At 69.7% G+C, this 21,776-nt stretch carries 21 protein-coding genes; 10 read left to right on the top strand and 11 right to left on the bottom strand.

What is annotated here, in order from left to right; translation table 11 throughout:
• The first annotated feature begins 21 nt into the window (after positions 1–21).
• The 4 genes from ACP2AD_RS09465 to moaC are packed head-to-tail and all read left to right on the top strand — an operon-like array spanning position 22 to position 2,828.
• Positions 22–606: an anthranilate synthase component II gene (locus tag ACP2AD_RS09465; RefSeq protein ID WP_425229821.1), complete on the top strand. Its 585-nt coding sequence runs from the start codon at positions 22–24 to the stop codon at positions 604–606.
• Positions 603–1,595 carry an anthranilate phosphoribosyltransferase gene (trpD, locus tag ACP2AD_RS09470; protein ID WP_425229822.1) on the top strand — a complete coding sequence of 331 codons (993 nt, stop codon included), beginning with the start codon at positions 603–605 and terminating at the stop codon, positions 1,593–1,595. The genes ACP2AD_RS09465 and trpD overlap by 4 nt, the downstream gene beginning before the upstream one ends.
• A complete protein-coding gene (gene trpC / locus ACP2AD_RS09475) occupies positions 1,592–2,365 on the top strand; it encodes an indole-3-glycerol phosphate synthase TrpC (protein ID WP_425229823.1) in 774 nt (257 codons plus the stop codon). Before trpD ends, trpC begins: the two co-directional genes overlap by 4 nt.
• The gene (moaC, locus tag ACP2AD_RS09480) at positions 2,358–2,828 is read left to right on the top strand and encodes a cyclic pyranopterin monophosphate synthase MoaC (RefSeq protein WP_425229824.1); all 471 of its coding nucleotides are present in this window, start codon (positions 2,358–2,360) and stop codon (positions 2,826–2,828) included. Before trpC ends, moaC begins: the two co-directional genes overlap by 8 nt.
• On the opposite strand, the gene ACP2AD_RS09485 is transcribed toward moaC, so the two are convergent.
• Positions 2,825–3,235, bottom strand: a complete 411-nt coding sequence (locus tag ACP2AD_RS09485; protein ID WP_425229825.1) for a hypothetical protein — start codon at positions 3,233–3,235, stop codon at positions 2,825–2,827. The genes moaC and ACP2AD_RS09485 overlap by 4 nt on opposite strands.
• Positions 3,236–3,321: 86 nt before the next feature.
• On the opposite strand from ACP2AD_RS09485, the gene glp reads away from it, so the two are divergent.
• Both glp and lexA read left to right on the top strand, forming a co-directional pair.
• Positions 3,322–4,530, top strand: coding sequence for a gephyrin-like molybdotransferase Glp (gene glp / locus ACP2AD_RS09490; RefSeq protein ID WP_425231139.1), 1,209 nt, complete (start codon positions 3,322–3,324; stop codon positions 4,528–4,530).
• A gap of 70 nt (positions 4,531–4,600) precedes the next feature.
• On the top strand, positions 4,601–5,266 hold the full coding sequence (lexA, locus tag ACP2AD_RS09495; RefSeq protein WP_425229826.1) for a transcriptional repressor LexA: 666 nt from the start codon (positions 4,601–4,603) through the stop codon (positions 5,264–5,266).
• Positions 5,267–5,329: 63 nt separating this feature from the next.
• Here the strand turns inward: lexA and ACP2AD_RS09500 are convergent, their stop codons facing one another.
• Positions 5,330–7,546, bottom strand: a complete 2,217-nt coding sequence (locus tag ACP2AD_RS09500) for a ComEC/Rec2 family competence protein (protein ID WP_425231140.1) — start codon at positions 7,544–7,546, stop codon at positions 5,330–5,332.
• Between the two features lie 57 nt (positions 7,547–7,603).
• Between ACP2AD_RS09500 and gltX the strand changes: the two genes are divergently transcribed.
• Genes gltX through ACP2AD_RS09515 form a run of 3 tightly spaced genes read left to right on the top strand, consistent with a single transcriptional unit; the run spans position 7,604 to position 10,514 of the window.
• The gene (gene gltX, locus ACP2AD_RS09505; RefSeq protein WP_425229827.1) at positions 7,604–9,028 is read left to right on the top strand and encodes a glutamate--tRNA ligase; all 1,425 of its coding nucleotides are present in this window, start codon (positions 7,604–7,606) and stop codon (positions 9,026–9,028) included.
• Entirely contained in the window at positions 9,025–10,296 is a 1,272-nt protein-coding gene (locus ACP2AD_RS09510) for a citrate synthase (RefSeq protein ID WP_425229828.1), read from the top strand. The genes gltX and ACP2AD_RS09510 overlap by 4 nt, the downstream gene beginning before the upstream one ends.
• Complete coding sequence (locus ACP2AD_RS09515; protein ID WP_425229829.1) at positions 10,296–10,514, top strand: hypothetical protein; 219 nt, start codon at positions 10,296–10,298, stop codon at positions 10,512–10,514. The genes ACP2AD_RS09510 and ACP2AD_RS09515 overlap by 1 nt, the downstream gene beginning before the upstream one ends.
• Here the strand turns inward: ACP2AD_RS09515 and ACP2AD_RS09520 are convergent.
• Genes ACP2AD_RS09520 through ACP2AD_RS09535 form a run of 4 tightly spaced genes read right to left on the bottom strand, consistent with a single transcriptional unit; the run spans position 10,503 to position 14,438 of the window.
• Entirely contained in the window at positions 10,503–11,825 is a 1,323-nt protein-coding gene (locus ACP2AD_RS09520; RefSeq protein ID WP_425229830.1) for a sensor histidine kinase, read from the bottom strand. The genes ACP2AD_RS09515 and ACP2AD_RS09520 overlap by 12 nt on opposite strands.
• 17 nt (positions 11,826–11,842) lie before the next feature.
• The gene (locus ACP2AD_RS09525) at positions 11,843–12,877 is read right to left on the bottom strand and encodes a hypothetical protein (RefSeq protein ID WP_425229831.1); all 1,035 of its coding nucleotides are present in this window, start codon (positions 12,875–12,877) and stop codon (positions 11,843–11,845) included.
• Positions 12,878–12,936: 59 nt separating this feature from the next.
• Positions 12,937–14,112, bottom strand: coding sequence for a hypothetical protein (locus ACP2AD_RS09530; protein ID WP_425229832.1), 1,176 nt, complete (start codon positions 14,110–14,112; stop codon positions 12,937–12,939).
• 32 nt (positions 14,113–14,144) lie between these two features.
• Positions 14,145–14,438: an Hpt domain-containing protein gene (locus ACP2AD_RS09535; protein WP_425229833.1), complete on the bottom strand. Its 294-nt coding sequence runs from the start codon at positions 14,436–14,438 to the stop codon at positions 14,145–14,147.
• Positions 14,439–14,520: 82 nt separating this feature from the next.
• Between ACP2AD_RS09535 and ACP2AD_RS09540 the strand changes: the two genes are divergently transcribed.
• On the top strand, positions 14,521–16,815 hold the full coding sequence (locus ACP2AD_RS09540) for a hypothetical protein (protein WP_425229834.1): 2,295 nt from the start codon (positions 14,521–14,523) through the stop codon (positions 16,813–16,815).
• Between the two features lie 6 nt (positions 16,816–16,821).
• Here ACP2AD_RS09540 and ACP2AD_RS09545 read toward each other — a convergent pair whose 3' ends face one another.
• From ACP2AD_RS09545 to nuoN, 5 genes are read right to left on the bottom strand one after another with little or no spacing between them, the layout of a single operon-like run.
• Positions 16,822–17,100: a DUF1467 family protein gene (locus ACP2AD_RS09545; RefSeq protein WP_425229835.1), complete on the bottom strand. Its 279-nt coding sequence runs from the start codon at positions 17,098–17,100 to the stop codon at positions 16,822–16,824.
• Positions 17,101–17,113: 13 nt separating this feature from the next.
• Positions 17,114–18,763, bottom strand: a complete 1,650-nt coding sequence (locus ACP2AD_RS09550; protein WP_425229836.1) for a ribonuclease J — start codon at positions 18,761–18,763, stop codon at positions 17,114–17,116.
• Positions 18,764–18,823: 60 nt separating this feature from the next.
• The gene (locus ACP2AD_RS09555; RefSeq protein WP_425229837.1) at positions 18,824–19,606 is read right to left on the bottom strand and encodes a type III pantothenate kinase; all 783 of its coding nucleotides are present in this window, start codon (positions 19,604–19,606) and stop codon (positions 18,824–18,826) included.
• A 6-nt stretch (positions 19,607–19,612) separates the two neighbouring features.
• Positions 19,613–20,308 (bottom strand): biotin--[acetyl-CoA-carboxylase] ligase, encoded by a 696-nt coding sequence (locus tag ACP2AD_RS09560; RefSeq protein ID WP_425231141.1) that lies wholly within the window; start codon positions 20,306–20,308, stop codon positions 19,613–19,615.
• Positions 20,309–20,327: 19 nt separating this feature from the next.
• Positions 20,328–21,764 carry an NADH-quinone oxidoreductase subunit NuoN gene (gene nuoN, locus ACP2AD_RS09565; RefSeq protein ID WP_425231142.1) on the bottom strand — a complete coding sequence of 479 codons (1,437 nt, stop codon included), beginning with the start codon at positions 21,762–21,764 and terminating at the stop codon, positions 20,328–20,330.
• Between the last annotated feature and the right edge of the window lie 12 nt (positions 21,765–21,776).

Genomic DNA, 21,776 nt, shown 5'->3' on the forward strand with positions numbered 1-21,776 from the left:
GCCCGCTAGAGCGCCGGGCGCATGCTCCTCGTCATCGACAATTACGACAGCTTCACCTGGAACCTGGTGCATTATTGCCAGGAACTCGGCGCCGAGGTCGAGGTGGTGCGCAACGACGCCATCTCCGCCGGCCAGGCGCTGTCGTCGGGCGCGGACGCTTTCCTCATCTCGCCGGGGCCGAAGACGCCGGACGATGCCGGCGTCACCCTCGATCTCGTCGCCGCCTGCGCGGACCAGCGCCGCCCGCTGCTCGGTGTCTGCCTGGGGCATCAGGCGATCGGCCAGCATTTCGGCGGCCGGGTCGAGCGCGGCCACCTGATGCACGGCAAGACCAGCCCGGTGCTGCATGACGGCACCGGCGTATTCGAAGACGTGCCCAGCCCCTTCACCGCCACCCGCTATCATTCGCTGATCGTCAACGACGTGCGCGCGCCGCTGGTCGTCAATGCACACAGCAGCGATGGTGCGATCATGGGTTTTCGCCACGCCGATCTGCCGATCCACGGCGTCCAGTTTCACCCCGAGTCGATCGCGACCGAACACGGCCACGCGATCCTCGCCAATTTCCTGCGCCTCGCGGGAATGCCGGCGCGCGAGCCCGCATGACCACGCTCGCGGTCCTGCCCTCTCCCGCGACGCCGCTCAGCCACGAGTCCGCACGCGCCGCGTTCGCCGACATCCTGGACGGCCACGCCGCCGCAGACGATATCGCAGGGTTTCTCTGTGACCTGTCTGACCGTGGCGAGACCTCGATCGAGATCGCCGAGGCCGCGCGGGCGCTACGCGAACGCCTACTGCCGATCACCGCCCCGTCGGGCGCGATCGACGTCTGCGGCACCGGCGGCGATGGCCACCACACGCTCAATGTCTCGACCGCGGTCGCGCTGGTGGTCGCGGCGGCGGGGGTGCCGGTCGCCAAGCACGGCAACCGCGCCGCCAGCTCGAAGGCTGGTGCGGCCGACACGCTGGAGGCGCTCGGCCTCGACATGGTTCGTGCAGGCGCGGCGGCGGAAGACACGCTTCACGCGCTCGGCATCTGCTTCCTGTTCGCGGGCAACCACCATCCGGCGATGAAGCGGATCACCCCGATCCGGCAGCGGCTGGGCCGCCGCACCATCTTCAACCTGATGGGCCCGCTCGCCAATCCCGCGCGCGTCGAGCGCCAGCTTGTCGGCATCGCCCGGCCCGACTACGCGCCGGTCTACGCCGAGGCGCTGGCGCTGCTCGGTACCGAGGCAGCGCTGATCGTGTCGGGCGAGGAAGGCCTGGACGAGCTTTCGGGCGCTGGGCCGAGCGTCGCCGTATCGGTCGGTTGCGCCGCCTTCCCCGACCGGATCGCGCCGGAAGATGCGGACCTGCCGCGCCATCCGCTCAGTGCGATCCGCGGCGGCGACCCCGCCCACAATGCGCTGGCGCTGCGCAGGCTGCTTCGCGGCGAGACGGGTGCGTATCGCGACGCCGTCCTCCTAAACGCCGCCGCCGCACTGATTCTGGCCGGGACCGCTGCGACGCTGCCTGAGGGCGCGGTGCTGGCGGCGGAAGCAATCGATTCCAGGGCGGCGAACGATCTGCTCGACCGCTGGATCGCTTGGTGACCGACCGGCTCGGGGAAATCCTGGCGACGACCCGCGAGGAGGTCGCCCGCCGCCGGCGCACCGGGCTCCCCGATTTGCCGCCGCCGACCCCGCCGCGCGGCTTCCATGCCGCCCTTCTGACCAAGGTGCAGCACGGCTTCGGCCTTATCGCCGAGGTCAAAAAGGCGAGCCCGTCCAAGGGCCTGATCCGCGCCGACTTCGACCCCGCCGCCCACGCCCGCGCCTATGCCGCGGGCGGCGCGGCATGCGTGTCGGTGCTCACCGACCAACCCTATTTTCAGGGTAGCCTCGACTACCTTGTCCAGGTGCGCGCCGCGGTCGACCTGCCGGTGCTCCGAAAGGACTTCTTGGTCGACCCGTGGCAGATCGCCGAAGCCCGCGCGCACGGCGCCGACGCGATCCTGCTGATCGTCGCCGCGCTAGACGACACGCAGTTGGTCGAGTTCGAGGCCGCAGCCATCGAGGACGGTATGGATGTGCTCATCGAAGTTCATGACGAAGCCGAACTTTACCGCGCGCTCCGCCTCCGCACGCGCCTGATCGGCGTCAACAACCGCGATCTCAGGACCTTCGATGTCGACCCCCGCCGCGCGTGGCAGCTCGCCGCCCGCTTTCCTGCCGGCTACACGATCGTCTCCGAAAGCGGCATCGGCACTCGCGCGGACCTTCAGGCCGCCGCCGATCACGGCATCCGCTGCGTCCTCGTCGGCGAGAGCCTGATGCGCCAGTCCGACGTTGAGGCCGCCACCCGCGCGCTGCTTGATGGCTGACCTCACCCACCTCGACGCGACCGGCGCAGCCCACATGATCGATGTCGGCGCCAAGCAGATCACCCGGCGTGAAGCGACGGCAACCGGCCGCATCACCCTATCCGCCGAGGCCCTGCAGGCGATCCGCGATGGCAGCGCCAAGAAAGGCGACGTTCTCGCCGTCGCGCGTGTCGCCGGCATCATGGCCGCCAAGCGCGCCAGCGACCTGATCCCCCTCTGCCACCCCCTTCCCCTCACCCGCGTCGCCCTCGACCTGGCGCTCGGCGACCGCGAGGTCACCGCCACCGCCACCTGCGCGACCGATGGCAAGACCGGCGTCGAAATGGAGGCGCTGACCGCCGTTTCCGTTGCGTTGCTGACGATCTACGACATGGCCAAGGCGCTGGACCGGGGCATGACGATCGAGGGCGTGCGGCTGCTCGCCAAAAGCGGCGGCACGTCGGGGGATTGGGATCAGCGCTAATCCATCGGCATCGTCATGCCCACCCACGCAGCATAGCCGAACACCAGGATCGCAATCAGCCCGCAGCACCCGCCGCCGACGTTGCGCGGCTTATCGGGTTCATCTTTCTCGCCAAACCATTGCGACCAGACCGCGACCAGGCCGAGCGCGCAGATCAGCAGCACGAAACCCATGAACACCCGCCACAGCCAGTCGCCGATCCGGTCGAACAAGGCGGCATGATCGTCCAGCCATGCGGTGATCTCCGGTGGCGAGAAGCCGAACAGCCACGCAACGGCGAACAGCAGGAAGAAGAGTAGAAACAGGAAGGCGTAGAGCGTGCCGGCCCCGGCGAACCACAGCCCCGTGTCGATCACGAATGGCCAGATCAGCGCCGCCAGCCGCCAGAGCCACCGCAAAAAGCGCATGCTCCACCCCCAATGACGTGGCAGCTCCCCGCGCTGCGCAGTCGCCGGACGGGGATAGCATGAAAGCCTGTCGCGCGGCGAGGTCGATGTGGCATGGGGTGCCGGTGACCGCCCCCCCACTCTTGCCGATCGCCGAGGCACAGATTCGGCTCTTTGCGCTGGCGGAGCCGGTCGGCATCGAGAACGCGCCGCTTGCGCACGCCGCGGGCCGCTGGGCCGCCGCCGACATCCGCGCACTTCGCACCCAGCCCGCAGCCGACCTGTCGGCGATGGACGGTTACGCGATCCGTTTCGCCGACCTGCCCGGGCCGTGGCGGGTAGTGGGCGAGAGCGCAGCGGGGCGGCCCCATGGTGGCCGGATCGGACCCGGCCAGTCCGCCCGTATCTTTACGGGCGCAGCGATGCCCGACGGCGCCGACACCGTGCTGATCCAGGAAGAAGCCGGGAGCGACGGCGACCGTCTTCGCCTGACCGGCGAGGGGCCTGCCGGGCTGGGACGCAACACCCGCCGCCGCGGGCTCGATTTCGGCAAGGGCGACCTCCTGATCGAAGCCGGCCAGCGGATCACCCCCGCACGGCTGGCCGTCGCCGCCACCGCCGGTCACGGCACCCTGCCGGTCCGCCGCCGCATCCGCGTTGCGATCGCCGCGACCGGCGACGAGCTCGTCGAACCGGGTACGCCGGTCATCGGCACGATGCTGCCGGAGTCGAACCGCGCGATGCTCGCCGCGCTGCTCGCTGATCTACCTGTCGAGCCGATCGACCTCGGCATTTTGCCCGACAATCTGACCACGTTGCGCAACGCTTTTGCAGCGGTGGATGCCGACCTGCTCGTCACCTCGGGCGGCGCATCGGTGGGCGACCACGATCTGATCCGTCCGGCGCTGGAGGCGGCGGGGGGCACGCTGGACTTCTGGCGGGTCGCGCTGCGGCCGGGCAAGCCGATGCTGGCCGGCCGATTGGGCGCCGCGGCGGTGCTGGGCCTGCCCGGCAATCCCGTGTCGGCGTTCGTGACGACGATCCTGTTTGTCCGGCCGCTGATCGCACATCTCGCCGGGGCGGCAGATCCGCTCCCCCGTCCGCGGCGCGCGGTGCTGGGCGAGGGTCTCTCCGCCAACAACGGCCGCACCGATTACCTGCGCTGCGTGGAGCGCGGCGGGCAGGTGTTCGCCGCCCCGGTGCAGGACAGCTCGATGCTGCTGACCCTCGCGCGATCGACTTGCCTCGTCATCCGCGCCGCCGACGCCCCGTCGGCATGCGCAGGCGACTCGGCGGAAGTCCTCGACATCGCCTGAGGGATCAGGGTTGACGTCAGCTTATTTGTTCCATAGGAGTTCCGCGTTCGTTCCTGGACGGAGAACCGCGATGCTTACCCGCAAGCAGCACGAGCTGGTCTGCTTCATCAACGACCGGCTGGCCCAGACCGGCGTCTCCCCCTCGTTCGAGGAGATGAAGGAGGCGCTTGACCTCAAGTCGAAGTCCGGCGTCCACCGTCTGATATCGGCGTTGGAGGAACGCCAGTTCATCCGCCGCCTGCCCAACCGCGCCCGCGCGCTGGAGGTGCTGCGCATGCCCGAGCGACCGGAGAAAAAGGCGCCGAGTAAAGTCGTTTCGCCGCAACTTCGACAACTTCCGGCGCCCGCCAACGACGTGATCGAGATCCCGCTCCATGGCCGTATCGCCGCGGGCGTACCGATTGAGGCGTTCGAGGGGGTATCCACCCTCGCCGTGCCCGCCGCCCTGCTCGGTCAGGGCGATCACTATGCGCTGGAGGTCGCCGGCGACTCGATGGTCGAGGCAGGCATTCTTGATGGCGACTATGCGCTGGTAAAGCGGCAGGAGGTCGCGCGTGACGGCGAGATCGTGGTGGCGCTGATCGACGACGCGGAGGCGACGCTCAAATATTTCCGCCGCGAAGGCGCGATGGTCCGCCTCGACCCCGCCAACCGCGCCTACGATCCGCAGCGCTATCTGCCCGCACAGGTCCGCATCCAGGGCAAGCTGTCAGGGATCCTGCGGCGGTATCATTGACGCAGCTACACGCTTGCCGGAGCGGAACCACTAAACTGGGCCGAGCGGCGATGTAACGGGTGATCACGGTCGCACGCCAGCTGGGCGTAGTCGGTCGTGATGATTTGGCGAGTCGCGGCCACCATGGCGTCGACGAAACCGGCTCCTGTCGCCATCTTCTGCCTGTCCCAGCCGCACCGGCGCCCGCCATGGATGCTCATCGCCCGGGTCGAGGACCGTCGTCACCTGCGGTTCGGCGCCCAGCGTGATCGCCACCCCGCCGATCCGCGCCACCACCGGCTTGTCGAGCCGTAGCCAGCGCGGCGTGCACCCGCGCGGCAGCCACCGCTCGCTCACCACGATGTCTGCCTGCCGGCATGCCGTGATCAGCTCGACGGTCGGCACGGGATACCCACTCCGCGTCGCCAGCACCCGCCAACGCCGCCCGTTCCGCGTCAGCTCGGCCAGGCATAAGTCGTCGCTGCACCGCGCCATCGGCTGGTCAGGCAGCAGCGCCAGCGCACCGTCGACACCGCCGCTCTCCGCCAGCATCGACTGGGTATAATCTCCCGCCCGATCGCGCAGCAGCGCCATGCCGCCATCGGGCAGCCGCACTGCCATGTGTCGCGCGTCGCCGGTCACCAGCAGGTCGGGCGCCGGCGTCGCCACCGCCCACGTCGCGCCCGCAACCAGCGGTAGGACCCCCAGCCGCCGCCACCGCGTCCGCCACAGGGCCAGCCACAGTCCGCCCACGACCATCAGGCCGAATGCCCCCTCCGGCATCGACGGCAGCGCCGCCACCGCCCCAGGCGCCGCCGCGACGGTTCGCGCCAGCCATAGCAGCACCGCCATCGACCTGCCCGTCAGCCACCACAGCGGCGCGCCCAGACCGATCAGGTCGAGGAACAGCGCCGCAGCCTCCAGCGGCATGATGACGAAGGTGGTCAGCGGGATAGCGACGATATTGGCCGCCGCGCCGTACAGCCCGGCCCGGTGGAAATGGTACGCGGCGATCGGCATCAGCGCGAGTTCGACAACCAGCCCGGTCAGCAAGAGCGACAGCAGTTCGCGACCCATGCGTCGCCAGCGCCCTTCCTCGTGCGGACCGAAAAAGGCGGCGACCTGCGGCTGTTCGTGGAGCGCGATGATCGCAGTGATCGCGGCGAAGGAGAGCTGGAAACTCGGTCCCGCCAGAGCCTCGGGCAGGATCAGCAGCACGGCGATCGCACCCGTCGCGACCAGCCGCAGGGTCACCGCCTCGCGCCCCAGCGCCAGCGCGCCGAGCACCAGCAACCCCGCCACGCACGAGCGGATCGTCGGCACCTGCCATCCGGTCAGCGCCGTATAGCCGATCGCGGCCGCCGCGCCCGCCAGCGCCGCCAGCATCGGCAGCCGCGTCCGCAGCGCCAGCCAGGGGCTGAGCGCGAGCAACCGCAGCACCACGAACATCGTCGCCGCCACTACCGCGGTGATGTGCAACCCGCTGACCGACAGCAGGTGCGCGAGCCCGGCCCGACGCATCGCGTCGGAGTCGGCCAGTCCGATCGCACCGACGTCGCCGGTGACCAGCGCCGCCGCAATGCCGCCCTCGCTGCCGGGCAGCTGGTCGGTGATGTGCCGGGTCAGCGCCGGCCGCAGCCCGCCGCCCGCCCGGCCGGGCCGCACCACCGTCACCGGCGCAAAGCCACGGCCCGTCGCGCCGATGCCGTCGAACCAGGCCTGCACGCCGTAATCGTAAGCGCCAGGCACCGCGGCGGTCGGTGGCGGCATCAGCCGGGCACGCAACCTCACCAGCGCTCCCGCTCCCAACCCCGCCGGGGCATCCGCCTCCTGCAGGTTGACGCGGACACGCGGCGGTAACGCGACCGGACCGCCTCCGCCGTCGGTCGCGTCTGCCTGCGGTCGCAGCGTCAGCCGCACCAGCCCGCGGGCAGCGAGCGGTTCCACCACATCGACGCGGGCGGTGAACTGCGCGATCGTCGGCCCGGCCAGCACCGGCGCCGCCACCCGCTCCGCCCGCCACCAGATCAGCGTCACCCCTAGCGCCGCCGTCAGCGCGCCGATCCCGACCGCACGCCACAACCGCTCGTGCCTGCCCACGGCGAGCGCCGCCAGCCCAACAGCAAGACAGCCCAGCACCGCCGCCGTCCAGCTGCGCGCATCCGGGAGCAGGAACCACGACGTCACCCCGCCGCCGAGCGCAACGGGCAGCCACAAGGCCAGCTGGTCGCGCTCCGCTTCAAGCCAGCGCTCGATCGCATCGCCCACGCGCCGGACCCTTTGCGGCCGGTCGAACCCCATGCTAGCGGCCGGAAGGGCGGTATTCGCCATCGCCCGTCAGCTTGGGAGCAGCCGCGCTTGAGCGCAACCGACAACACGACCGCGCCGGTGGTGACCCGCTTCGCGCCCTCACCGACCGGCTTCCTGCACCTCGGCGGCGCGCGTACTGCTCTGTTCAACTGGCTGTTCGCGAAGCACCATGGCGGCAAGTTCCTGCTAAGGATCGAGGACACCGACCGCGTTCGCTCGACCCAGGCGGCGATCGACGCGATCCTGGATGGGATGCGCTGGCTCGGGCTCGACTGGGACGGCGACGCTGTGTTCCAGTTCGCCCGCGCCACCCGCCACGCCGAGGTCGCGAACGAGCTGGTTGCGCGCGGCCACGCCTATCGCTGCTGGATGACGCCTGCGGAGATCGACGCACAACGCGCCGCCGCCCAGGCTGCGAAACAGCCGCTCCGCATCCGTTCGCCCTGGCGCGACCGGACCGACGGACCCGCGGACCGGCGCTTTGTCGTCCGCCTCAAGGCGCCACGCGAGGGCGCGACGACGATCGACGACCGCGTTCAGGGCGCTGTCACGGTTCAGAATGCCGAACTCGACGACCTCGTCCTGCTCCGCTCCGACGGCACGCCGACCTATATGCTCGCGGTCGTCGTCGACGATCACGACATGAGCGTCACGCACGTCATCCGCGGCGACGACCACCTCAACAACGCTTTCCGTCAGCTGCCGATCATCCGCGCGATGGGGTGGCCCGAGCCCACCTATGCGCATGTGCCGATGATCCACGGCGCCGACGGCGGCAAGCTGTCGAAGCGGCACGGCGCGGTCGGTGTCGAGGCGTATCGCGACGAGCTTGGTATCCTGCCCGAGGCGCTCGACAACTACCTTCTACGCCTCGGCTGGGGGCATGGCGATGCCGAAATCATCACCCGCGCGCAGGCGGTCGAGTGGTTCGATCTGAGGGCGGTCGGCAAGGCGCCGTCGCGGTTCGACCTCAGGAAGCTGGATAGCCTCAACGGCCACTATCTCCGCGAAGCCGGGGACGCCCGCTTGGCCGCGCTGGCCGGCGAGCGGCTTGGGATGAGCGACGATCCAGCGCTCGACCTGCTCACCCGCGCCATGCCCGCGCTCAAGCCTCGCGCCGCGAACCTCAACGAGCTGGCGGACAGCGCGCATTTCCTGTTCGCCGCCCGCCCACTCGACGTCGACGCCGACGCTGCGCCGCTGCTGGACGGCGATGCGCGCGCCACACTCGCCCGTGCACACGCCGCGCTTGACGCGGTACAGCACTGGGATACGGAGACGACCGAGACGGCGGTCAGGGTTGTGGCGGATGCAGCCGGGCTTAAGCTCGGTCAGGTCGCCCAGCCCCTGCGCGTTGCGCTCACCGGTCGGCGCGCCTCGCCCGGCATCTTCGACGTGCTCGCCCTCCTGGGCCGCGACGAGAGCCTGGCGCGGATCGCCGATCAGGCTCTTGCAGAGGAACCCGCCGCATGATCGACTCCGTCGCCTTCGCCGACCACGACTACAAGGTGATGCAGGGCTCGGTCGGGCCCGAGGTCGTGGACATCCGCAAGCTGTACGGCGACACGGGAATGTTCACCTACGACCCCGGCTTCACCTCGACCGCGAGTTGCCGGTCGACGCTGACCTATATCGACGGCGACGAGGGGGTGCTGCTCCATCGCGGCTACACGATCGGCGAGCTGGCCGAGCAGTCGAGCTTTATGGAGGTCAGCTACCTGCTCCTTAACGGCGAGCTGCCGACACAGGCGGAGCTGGACCAGTTCACCACCACCATCACCCGCCACACGATGGTGCACGAACAGCTGGCAACCTTCTTCCGCGGCTTCCGGCGCGACGCGCATCCGATGGCGATAATGTGCGGCGTCGTCGGCGCGCTGTCCGCTTTTTATCACGATTCGACCGACATTCACGATCCGGCGCAGCGGGTCATCGCCTCGCATCGGCTGATCGCGAAGATGCCGACGATCGCGGCGATGGCCTACAAGTACAGCGTCGGCCAGCCCTTCCTCTACCCCGACAACTCGCTGAGCTATACCGGCAATTTCCTGCGCATGACCTTCGGCGTCCCTGCCGAGCCTTATGTCGTCGACCCGGTGATCGAACGGGCGATGGACCGGATCTTCATCCTCCACGCCGACCATGAGCAGAACGCGTCGACCTCGACCGTGCGGCTCGCGGGTTCCTCGGGCGCCAACCCCTTTGCCTGCATTGCGGCGGGGATCGCATGCCTGTGGGGACCGGCGCATGGCGGCGCCAACGAGGCGGCGCTCAACATGCTGCGCGAGATCGGCCGGCCCGAGCGTATTCCGGAATTCATCGCCCGTGCCAAGGACAAGAACGATCCGTTCCGCCTGATGGGCTTTGGCCACCGGGTTTACAAGAATTACGACCCGCGCGCGACCGTCATGCAGAAGACCGTTCGCGAAGTGTTCAAGGCGATGAACGTCAGCGATCCGGTGTTCGACGTTGCGCTGCAGCTGGAGGAGCTGGCGCTCAAGGACGATTACTTCGCCGAGAAGAAGCTGTTCCCGAACGTCGACTTCTATTCCGGCGTGATCCTGTCGGCGATCGGATTCCCGACCTCGATGTTCACCGCGCTGTTCGCGCTCGCCCGCACCGTCGGCTGGGTGGCGCAGTGGAACGAGATGATCACCGATCCCGACCAGAAGATCGGCCGCCCTCGCCAGCTCTACACGGGGCCGACCGCGCGCAGCTATGTGCCCGTGGGCAAGCGCTGATGCCCGGGGATCGCAGGCGCCCGTTGCGCACGATCCTGCTCGTCATCGGCGTGCTCGCCACGCTGATGGGGCTGCTGTGGATCGGCCAGGGTCTCGGCTACGTCCATTGGCCCGCGTCCAGCTTCATGCTCGATCAGCGTCCGTGGGCTGATCGGGGCGCGGTGCTGGCCGTCATTGGCTTGCTGCTGATCCTGGTCGGGCGGCGGCTACGCCGATAAGGTGAGGCTGAAGCACGCGCCCTCACCCGGCGCGCTCTTCACCGTCAAGTCGCCGCCCATCGCGCGCGCCAGCCGCCGGGCGATGTACAGCCCGAGCCCACTGCCGCCGGTCTCGCCAGGGTCGACGCGCCCGAACTTGTCGAAAATGCGCGCCTGATCGGCGGCATCGATACCCTTGCCCTGATCGGTCACCATCAACCGCGCGTAGCCGGCCTGCCCGTCGGCGGTGATCGCGACGGTCGACCCCGGCGGCGAATAGCGGACCGCGTTGCCGAGCAGGTTGACCGCGATCTGCAACGCCCGGCGGAAGTCGCCTCGCGCGGGCGCATGCATGTCGCCGACGGGTCGGTCGATCGTCACTTGGCCATTGCCGGCGCGAACGGACAGCAGCCCCGCTGCCCGTCGCGCCACATCGGCAAGGTCAATCTGCTCGACCGCAAGCGCGAAATCGGGCCGCTCCACCGCCTGCAGATCGACCAGATCGTCGACCAGCCCCAACAGATGCCGCCCGGCATTCGCGATGTCGGCGGCATACTCGGCATAGCCGGGCGCGATCGGCCCATCCGTTTCGGCGTTGATGCTGTCGGCATTCGCGACGATCCGCGCAAGCGGGGCTCGCAACGCACGATCCAGCCCGCCCGTGAAGCTTGTGGGCAACGCCGCCGCCGATGCCGGCGTGATCACGGCCGTAGCCGCGCCGGCCAGACCGGCGAAGTTACCGCTGCCGTCATGGCGCACTGCCGCCGATAAGGTCACCATTCGTCCGTTCGCGCGCACCCGCGCCGGCTGCACGTCGAACGGTGCGCGCCGCGCGAGCGCGTCGAGGATCGGTAATGCGCCGTCATCTCCACCCTCCAGCGCGAACAGCGCCGTCAGCGGCTGGCCGAGCAGCGCGATCGCGTCTAACCCCGCGCCCGCCGCCGCGTCGAGCGACACGAACGTCAGCCGCAACGCCGCATCCGTTTCCCAGCGCCAGTCTGCACCCGCGCCGATAAGCGCGACGGGCTCATGCGATTTGGGCCGCCACGGCTGCACCTCGCGCCAGCCGCTGACCGCCAGCCGCACGCTGTTGCCTTCGGGTTGCGCACGCACCCACAGCTCGATGTCGGCATCCTCGTCCGCCACCGTGATCCCGCGCGAGACCACCACGCCCAGCCGCCACGCCAGCCGCGCCGCGGTCGCCAGCTGCGGTACGGCAAGCGGCATCGCCGCCGCGCCGCCTGCGCGCGCGTTGAGCGATGCGATCGCGGGATCGGCAGAAAGCAGCTTGCCCTCGGCATCGATCACCGCATGCGCTACCGCGTGATCCATTCCGGGTCCCGGCGCGTTCATCGCCGTCCAGAACGCGCCAGCGCGCGGATCGCCGCGCGGAAGTCAGGCTCTAGCGTCTCCGGTGCCAGCGCCAGCCGCGCCTCGGCCGGCTTGACCGCGGCGATGCGGTCGATGTCGTCCGCAAAGGCTTCGATGTCGCGGCGCGGATCGGCATCGCTCAGCGTCAGCGCGATGCGCGCGATCGTCGCCCGGTCAAGCTGCGCCGCCCGCAACGCCAGCCACAGCCGCTCGCCTTCCGACTCCAGCACCAGCGCTAGCGTCTCGGCAAAGCACAACCCGATGGCGTGTGCCAGCACCGCGGTGAACAGCGTCAGCCGTCGATCGCCCAGCGCTTCGACCAGCAACGGCGCCAGCTCGTCCGGCCGGGCATCGATGGCTTGCGCCAGCCGCATCGCCGCGACGCCACTGCCCAGCCCCTCGTCATGCGCGCCGAGCGATCGCACCGCGGCCTCGGCGATCGCGCGATCCACCTCCGCCACGTCGTCGGCGGGCCGGATGGCGGCGGCCGTCCACCACACCAGCCGATGCTGCAGCTCGGCGGAGAGCGTCACGCCGTCCGCCCCGTCCACCGCCAGCAGCGCCCGTGCGGCCGCCGCGACAACGCGATCGGGCACCGCCGCCAACCGCACCAGCAGGCTTGGCTCGTCAATCCCGGCGGCTACCGCAGGCAACGCCTCGGTCAGCAGACGGGCACGGACTTCCGCCGCGAGCGCCTCCACCAGGGCTTCGTCGCGCAACAATCCCGCCCCAAGCAGCCGCGTCGCCGCCCCTTGGCCGCCGCGCAGCACAGACTCGGCGGACCTCGCCGCCCCCCGCGCCGTCAGCAGACGCGCCGCCTGTCCTCGCAAGGCGGTTTCGATTCCGCCGATCGTCTCTGTCAGCAACTGAAACAGCCGCAGCCGCGTCCGCTCGTCCAGGCGGCCGTCATCGGGCAGCAGCAGGTCATCGATCGCGACCCGCAGCCGCGCATCGGCGCGCGCACGCGCAGCGGCCGCACGGGCAGCCGCAGAGGGGGTGGGGTCGGCCGCCATCGGGTCGTCTCTCTAGCGCGGTCGCGGTTAAGGCGCGACTAAGCCTCTCGGGTCCGCGCTCATCGCCGCAGCCGCTCGATCGCCGCCGCCAGCGTCGCGGTAGCATAGGCGGCGGCAACCGCCATGCCGCTCAGCGGCCAGTGCGCTGCCGTCGCCAGCGTCACGATCAGCAGCACCGCGGGGGCGCTGCCCCACCACCAGCGGCGGATGCGCTCCGTACCGGCGCGCTGGGCCAGCGCCGCGAGTGTCACCAGCGCGGCGGCGACCGCCAACGCGGTCAGATTGCCCGCCCGCCCGCTCTCCGCCGCGCCGAGGAACAGCGCCGCCAGCGCGGGCAGCGTCAGCCCCGCAACCCGCTGCGTCTGCTCGATCCGCGGCTCGTCGCGCAGACCGCTCAGCGTCGTGCCGAGCGCCAGCACCAGACAGGCGATGAACGCGGCGGACAGCCCCGCCGTGCTCCAGCCCAACGCGATCGCCGCCAATCCCGTCAGCCCTAGCACGCAGCCCGCAGCGGCGGTGGCCGTCCCGCTCCAGCCGCGCTCCACCATCGCCGGCAGCGTGACCCGCGCTAGCGGCGCGACCAACTGCCGGTCGAACCAGCCACGCCGATCCGAGACGATCGCCGCCAGCACCGCACGACCGCGGCGGTCGAGCGCTGCCGCATCGCGTTCGATCCCGTGGCCGTGCGCCAGTGCCTCAGCCGGAAGCAGGACGTGGACCGCCCGTGCCTGTTCCGCGACGCGGAGCAGCGTCGACTGCGCATCGTAATCGCGCGGCAGTCGTGCCGCCTCGGTCAACCGCCGCGGATCGAGCCGCGCGACGCCGGCCCAGGCCTGGCCGCCGCCGACTCGCTCGAACACCGCGCCCGCATCCGCCTGCGGCACCACCAGCAGCGCGTCACCGCCTTCGGATGCCAGCGAGCCGACCACCCGTTCGGTCGTGATCAACCCATCCGCCAGCACCAGCAGCCGGGCGAGGGGATGCAGCTTCGCGGCGGCCTCACTGACGTGTCGGACCGCATCGACGGCGACGCCGCGACGTCCGATCCGCGTCACCGCGCCGAGCAGCTCCGGCGTCAGCCGCGCCACCAGGATGACGATCTGCGCCGCGCCTGCCTCGATCAGCAATCGCGCCTGATATTCGAGCAGCGTGACGCCGCCGAACGGCAGCGTCGCGGTCAGCCGCTCCGGCCGGTCATTGGTTTCCTGAACAGCGAAGAGAAGCCCGGCGAGCATGGGCCGCTGTTACGGCCCGCGTCAGTCCGCGGCTAGAGGCGGGCGGCCATCCGCTTGATTCGGCCGAGGAGCACCGCGTCCGGCTTCCCGGCCGCGACCGCCTCGCCCGCCAGCGTCGTCAATCGCACCGCACCGAAGCTCGCGGCCAGGCCTTTCAGCCGCCATGCGGACGCACACCAGCTTTCCGCCGTCGTCGCCTGAACCAGCGCAACCAGCGTGGTTTCGACGCTGTCCAGAAAAGCGACGCGCAGTTCCGCTATCAGCACCGGATCATCGCCGATCGCTGCCGCCAGTGTCGAGTCGATCGCCCCGGGGTCGAATGCCATCCCACCGCCTTACGCTGGTGAAGCTTACCGAAGCGTTGCGAACGCCTCTTCTCGTCGGCACGAAAGATGGTAACCTGACATGATGAACGGGGGTTCCCTGCAGGTCGATATTAGGGCCGACACCAGCCGCGTACCGGCAGAAATCGGCCCGCATATCATCGACGATCTGGACCTCGTACCCGAATGGATCGAGCCAGACGACGAGGACGTACTACCGCTGCGTCACGGCCTGCGACGCGCTCTGGCCGCGCTCGCCATCGTGGCGGCGCTCGCATGGATCGGCGGATTGCTGTGGGCGGCGCGCGCAACGCTGCCGACGCTCTCCCCGTTGGCGTTAGCGCAATTTGGCGCGGCGCTGGCGGTGGTGCCGGCGCTGATTGGCATTCTCTGGCTGGTCGGACTGCGCACGAGCCACGCCGAGGCGCAGCGGTTCGGTGCGACCGCGGCGGCAATGCGCGCAGAGGCCGCCGCGTTGGAGCGCGCGGTGGCGCGGATGGGCGGATCGATCGCGGGCCATCGGCAGCAGCTGGCTGCGCAGACCGACGACCTGCTGACGCGCAGTGATGCCGCGGGCGCGCGGCTCGCAGCGATTGGCCGCGATCTGGCAGGGGAGATCGCGCTTGCCAATCGTCATGCGACGGGCCTTGGCGCCGCGGCGCAGACGGCCGAGAGCAGCGTTGGCGCACTGCTCGCCGCCTTGCCGCGGGCGCGCGGTGAAACGGAGGCGGCAGCGACGCTGCTCGACCGGACGGCGGCAACGGCGCTGGATCAGACCTCCGCGCTACATGCCCAGCTCGCGTCGCTTGCCGAACAGGGTCACGACGCTGACCGCATCGCCGGCGGCGCGGCGCACGCGCTGGCCGACCATCTCGCACGGATGGAGGGCACCAGCGAAGCGGCGGCGGCGCGGCTGGAGATGGTCACCTCGGCCATGTCGACCTCGGTCGACGCCCTGCTCGGGCGCACCGCGGACGCCGTCGAGAGCTCCCGCCAGGGGATCGAGGCGCAGGGTGCTGCGATGCTGGCGATGGTCGGCGCGCACCAGGCGACGCTCGACACCGCCGCCCGCGAGTCGGCAGAAGCGCTGGGTATGCGGATCGCGTCGGTCGAGGCCGCGATCAGCCGGATCGCCACGCGGCTCGACGAACAGCGCGTCGCCGGGGATGCAGTTGTGGCGGGGCTTGAGGACGGGCTCGACCGCGTCGACGGCCGTCTGGCGACGCTCCATCATCACGGCGTCGAGCGTTCGCAGCTGCTCGCCGCGTCGATCAGCGCGCTCGGCGGCTCGGCCGATTCGATGACGGAGGCGCTGCGTGCGGGCGAAACGATGGCGACACGCACCATCGGCACGACGGAAACGCTGCTGATCGCGCTGGACTCCGCCGCGCGCGAGATTGACGAGACGCTGCCCGATGCGCTTGGCCGGCTCGACGCGCGGGTGGCGAACAGCAAGGCGGTCGTCGCCTCGGCAAAGCCGGAGCTGATGGCGCTGGTCACCGCGGCCGAAAGTACCCATGACGCCATCGAAGCGATCGCGGGCGTCATCGGCGAACAGCGCCGCGTCGTCGATCAGCTCACCGCCCAGTTACTCCAGACGCTCAACGAGGGTCGGACCAAGGCGGACGCACTTGGCGTGATGGTCGACGAGACGATCGGCCGGTCGCACCGCTTCACCGAGGAGGCCGCGCCGCGCCTGCTCGACGCGCTGCTGCGGGTTCGCGAGACGGCGCAGGTCGCGGCGGACCGCGCGCGCGAGACACTGGGATCGGTCATTCCCGAGGCCGCGGCCAAGCTCGAGCAGGCTAGCGCCGAGGCGCTGCGCCGTGCGACCAGCGACACCGTCGAACGGCAGATCGCCGCGGTCGAGGACGCCACCGCCCGCGCCGTCGATGCCTCGACGCGCGCGACGGAGCGGCTGGCACATCAGGTCCAGGCGATCGCCGACCAGACCGCCATCGTCGAAACCAGGATCGAGGATGCGCGGGCCGAACGCGAGGAGCATGACCGCGACACCTTCGCGCGCCGTGCGTCCATGCTGATCGAATCGCTCAACTCGGCGGCGATCGATATCACCCGCACACTGGCGCCCGAGGTGTCGGACAGCGCCTGGGGTGCCTATCTGAAAGGCGACCGCGGCGTCTTTACGCGCCGCGCGGTGCGGCTGCTCGACGCTGGCGAAGCACGCGGCATCGCGCAGCTCTACGACGCGGACACCGGGTTTCGCGAACAGGTCAATCGCTACATCCACGATTTCGAGGCGATGCTGCGCGCGGTTCTGTCGCAACGTGACGGCTCGCCGTTGGGCGTCACCCTGCTGTCGAGCGACATGGGCAAGCTCTATGTCGCTCTCGCCCAGGCGATCGAGCGGCTGCGCTGACGCCGATCAGTTGGAGGCAGGCGCCCAGTTGTAGAGGTCGAGCGCCCCCGGCGAGATCCAGTCATATTCGTAATTGAGGACGAACAGCGCGAACAACACGGTCGCGACGATCGTCACCCGCAGCGCAATACGCCCGGGCCGGAACTCATGCGGCGCGCTCTCCGCCGTGCCGGGGATGTGCTCACCCCCGGCCTCATGGGTCGTCTTCACGCCCCATGGCAGCACGAGGAAGACGGAGAACGCCCAGAACAGGGTGTAGATCGCGACCAGCGAGGTCCATTGCATCGCCGAAACTCCGTCAGACCTCGATCAGCAGCACGTCCACGATCGGCTTCTTGCCCGTCCAGCGCGTCGCGATCCGGCGGACGGCGAGGCGCACATCCTCGCGCAGACGATCACTGCCATTCGCGCCCTGTCGCTTGCCGCCCTTGACCGCGGCCGCCACCGCCTCACCCGTATCCTTGATGAAGGCGGCGCGGTCCTCCTCAACCGGAACGCCCTGGACCCGCACTTCCGGACGCCCGAGCAACCGGCCGTCACGCACCGCGACCGCCACCGACACCTGGCCATTAACGGCAATCTTGCGGCGTTCGTTGATTGTGGCACCATCGGCGGGCAGGATGATGTCGCCGTCGAGCACCAGCCGGCCGACCGTGGCGTTGCCGATCTTGGCCACCGGGCCGGGCAGCAGCCGCAGGACATCGCCATCGGTCTGCACCGTCGCCGCAGGCACCCCCTCAGCCCTGGCGAAGCGCGCCTGTTCCTGCAGGTGGCGCATTTCGCCGTGAACGGGGATGAGCAATTGAGGGCGCATCCATCGGTACATCTGCGCCAGTTCGGGGCGGCCGGGATGGCCGGAAACGTGGACGTGCGCCTGCCGCTCGGTGACCATCTCGACGCCCTTGCCGGCGAGGATGTTCTGAATGCGGCCGATCGCGACCTCGTTGCCGGGGATCTGCTTGGACGAGAAGATCACCGTATCGCCTTTCGCCAGGCTGATCGGGTGCGTGCCCTCCGCAACCCGCGCCAGCGCGGCACGCGGCTCGCCCTGGCCGCCGGTGGCGACGACCATCACCTTGTTCGCGGGCAGCTTCATCGCCGCATCCGCATCGATCGTGTCGGGGAAGTCGCGGAGGTAGCCGGTCGCCTTGGCGACGCGCAGGATGCGGTCGAGCGAGCGCCCGGTGACGCATAGCTGCCGTCCCGTCTCACGCGCCACCTGCCCCAGCGTGTGCAGCCGCGCGGCGTTCGAGGCGAAGGTGGTGACCAGCACCCGGCCTTTCGCCGCGACGACCACGTCGATCAGCCCCTGGCGCACGCTAGCCTCCGACCCCGACGCGTCCGCGTTGAAGACGTTGGTCGAATCGCAGACAAGGACGTCGATGCCCTTGTCCCCAATCGCGGTCAGCTGTTCCGGGGTGGAAGGCTTGTCAATCAGCGGCTGCTGATCGAGCTTCCAGTCGCCGGTGTGGAAGACACGGGCACCATCCGTCTCGATCAGCAGCGCGTTCGCCTCCGGAATTGAGTGCGACAGCGGCACGAAGGTGACGCCGAACGGCCCGAGGTCGACGCGTTTGTCCGCATCGACGACGTGAAGCTTGACGCGGGTGGCGTTGCCCTCCTCTTCCAGCTTGCCGCGCACCAGCCCGGCAGTGAAGGCGGTCGCATAGAGCGGCACGCCCAAATCCTCGGCCAGGTATGGCAGCGCGCCGATATGATCCTCGTGCCCGTGCGTCAGGACGATGCCGACCAGATCGTCAACCCGATCCTCGATGAATTGCAGGTCGGGTAGGATCAGGTCGATACCCGGATAGCCCGCATCGGCGAAGGTCACGCCGCAATCGACCATCAGCCATTTGCCGGCCGTGCCGTACAGCGTCACGTTCATGCCGATCTCTCCCGAGCCGCCAAGGGCGCAGAAGAGCAGTTCGTTGTTCTTGGGAGTCACTCAATTTCCTGTTCAGATGTGCGCGCCGGCGGCGCGCGGTGCCGGATGGACCAGCCGAATTTACACACTCATATGGGCACGCCCGTACATGATCGCCAGTCCCTGGATGGTCAGGTCGGGCTCGATCACGTCGAACACCGCCGTGTGTCCAGTCAGCAGCGACGCGAGGCCGCCCGTGGCAATCACCTTTGTCGGGCGGCCGACCTCCTGCTTCAGCCGCGCGACCAGCCCCTCGACCAGTGCGATATAGCCCCAGAAGATACCGATTTGCATCTGATCGACCGTGTTGAGTCCGATCACGCTGTTGCGCGACGGCGCCTCGATCGCGACGCGTGGCAGTTTGGCGGCCGCGGTGACCAGCGCGTCGAGCGACAGGTTGAGGCCGGGGGAGATGATCCCGCCCTTGTACGCGCCGCTGTAATCGCTGACGTCGAAGGTCGTCGCGGTGCCGAAGTCGATCACGATCAGGTCGCCCGGATGGAGCGCGTGCGCCGCGATCGTGTTCACCGCGCGGTCGGCGCCGAGCGACTGCGGCTCGTCAACGTCGAGCGCGATACCCCATTCCACCGGTGCACGCCCCGCGACCAGCGCCGCCGTACCGAAATATTTGTCGGCAAGCACCTCCAGATTGTGCAGCGCGCGCGGCACAACGGTGGCGATGATCACTGCCTCGATCTGGTCGCGGGCCATTCCCTCCAGGTGGAGCAGCTGGCTCAGCCAGACGGCATATTCGTCGGCGGTGCGGCGCGGATCGGTCGCGATCCGCCAGCGGGCGACAATCCTGCGCCCGTCCAGAACGGCGAACACGACATTCGAGTTGCCGGCATCAATCGCGAGCAGCATCAGGCTTCAGACCAGAAAGACATCGGCGGCGTGGATGGCACGCGGCGGCCCCTCCGCCAAGCGTAGGATGAGCGCGCCATCCGGGCCGAGCCCGTCGAACAGCCCGGTTTCCCGGCCGCCGTCGGGCAGTTGCGCGGTCAGCGCCGTCCCGCGCGGATGCGCCAGCTGCAGCCATCGCGCCCGGATCGGCATGAACCCATCGCCCCGCCAGCGCGCCAGCCAGCGGGCGAAGGCGTCGGCGAGCATCTCGGCAAAGGCTTCCGCACCCACCGCTACCCCCTGCGCCGCAAGGCTGGTCGCCGGGCGGTCAGGCAGGTCGGGGTGATGCGCGAGGTTGACGCCGATCCCGACGACGACCGCATCGTCGGCGCGCTCGAGCAGGATGCCGGATAGCTTCGCCCCGTCGATCAGCACGTCGTTCGGCCATTTCAACTGCGCGCGGCGGGGAAGCAGCGGCGCGACCGTCTCCGCCAGCGTTACCGCCGCGACGAACCCCAGCGTCGCCGCCGCGGGGTCTTCGGCGCGCAGGCGCACCAGGGTCGAGGCATAGAGGTTGCCGTGCGGAGAGGCCCAGGCCCTGCCCTGCCGCCCCCGCCCCGCGGTCTGACGCTCGGCCCGGAGCCACAATCCTTCCTCGACGCCGGTGCGCGCGAGCGCGAGCAGGTCGGCGTTGGTCGAGCCCGTCTCAACGACGGTGCGGATCGCCGGCAGGGCTGCGCGCCTAGAGCAGCGACTGCGCCGCGTGCGCGGTCCAGGCGGACAGCGGCGCGAGCAGCAGCCAGCCGACCGGCGAGACCGCCACCGCCGCCGCCGCGATCAGACCGCCCTCGACGGCGTCGCCGCCCTGCGCAAAGGCGGGAGCCGGATCGTCGAAATACATCACCTTGACGATGCGCAGGTAATAATAGGCGCCAATCACCGAGCCGACGATCGCCGCGACCGCCAGCGGGTACAGCCCCGCCGACACCGCAGCGTTGATCACCGCCAGCTTGGCGTTGAAGCCGAGCAGCGGCGGGATACCGGCAAGCGAGAACATGAAGATCGCCATCGCCGCCGCCAGCCCTGGCCGCGTCCGCGACAGGCCCGACAGGCTGGCGATCGCCTCCAGCGGCTCGCCTTCAGGCGAACGCATCTGCAGCACCACGACGAACGCGCCCACGGTCATTGCGATATAGACGGCGAGGTAGAACAGCACCGACGCCGCGCCCTGTGCGGTGCCCGCAGCGAGGCCGACCAGGATGAAGCCGACATTGTTGATCGACGAATAGGCGAGCAGCCGCTTGATGTTGCGCTGGTTGAGCCCCGCCAAGGCGCCCAGAATGATCGAGGCGAGCGCGGCGAAGATCACGATCTGCTGCCACTGGTGCAGCGCCGGGCCCATCGCTCCCATCGCGACGCGAACCGCCAGCGCCACCGCCGACACCTTGGAGGCGCTGGCGAAGAACGCTGTCACCGGCGTCGGCGCACCCTCGTACACGTCGGGGGTCCACATATGGAACGGCACCACCGCCATCTTGAAAGCGATCCCGGCGAAGACGAACACCAGGCCGAAGATCAGTCCGACGAAGCCTGCCGAGCCGGGCACAGTCCCCGCATAGGCGCTGGCGATACCGCCGAACAGGGTGGTGCCGGTGAAGCCATAGACGAGGCTGATACCGTACAGGAGGATCCCGCTCGCCAGCGCACCAAGCACGAAATATTTCAGCCCCGCCTCCGCCGAGCGCGTGTCGCGGCGCATGAAGCTCGCCAGCACATAGGAGGCGAGGCTCTGCAGCTCCAGCCCGACATACAGCGTCAGCATGTCACCCGCGGACACCATCATCCCCATCCCCGCCGCGGCCAGCAGCATCAGTACGGGGTATTCGGGGCGAAGGTCGTCGCCCGCCATTCGGGCGAAGAAACCGGGCGCGATCACGATCGACACTGCCGTCGCGGCATAGATCAGCACCTTGGCGAACCCGGCGAACGCGTCCGCGCGGTACAGCCCATCATAGGCCACGCCGCCCGCTGTCGCCGGCCCGGCCAGGGCGATCCCCGCACCGGTCAGCACCGCCACGGCCGCCCAGCTGACCGCCCGTGTCGACGCACTGCCGCCCCATGCCGCAACCAGCATCAACAGGATGGCGCCGAGCGACAGCACCTCCTCGGGCAGCGTCATCAGCAGGTTGGC

Source organism: Sphingomonas sp. (genome assembly GCF_965248875.1).
Classification (GTDB): Bacteria; Pseudomonadota; Alphaproteobacteria; order Sphingomonadales; family Sphingomonadaceae; genus Sphingomonas.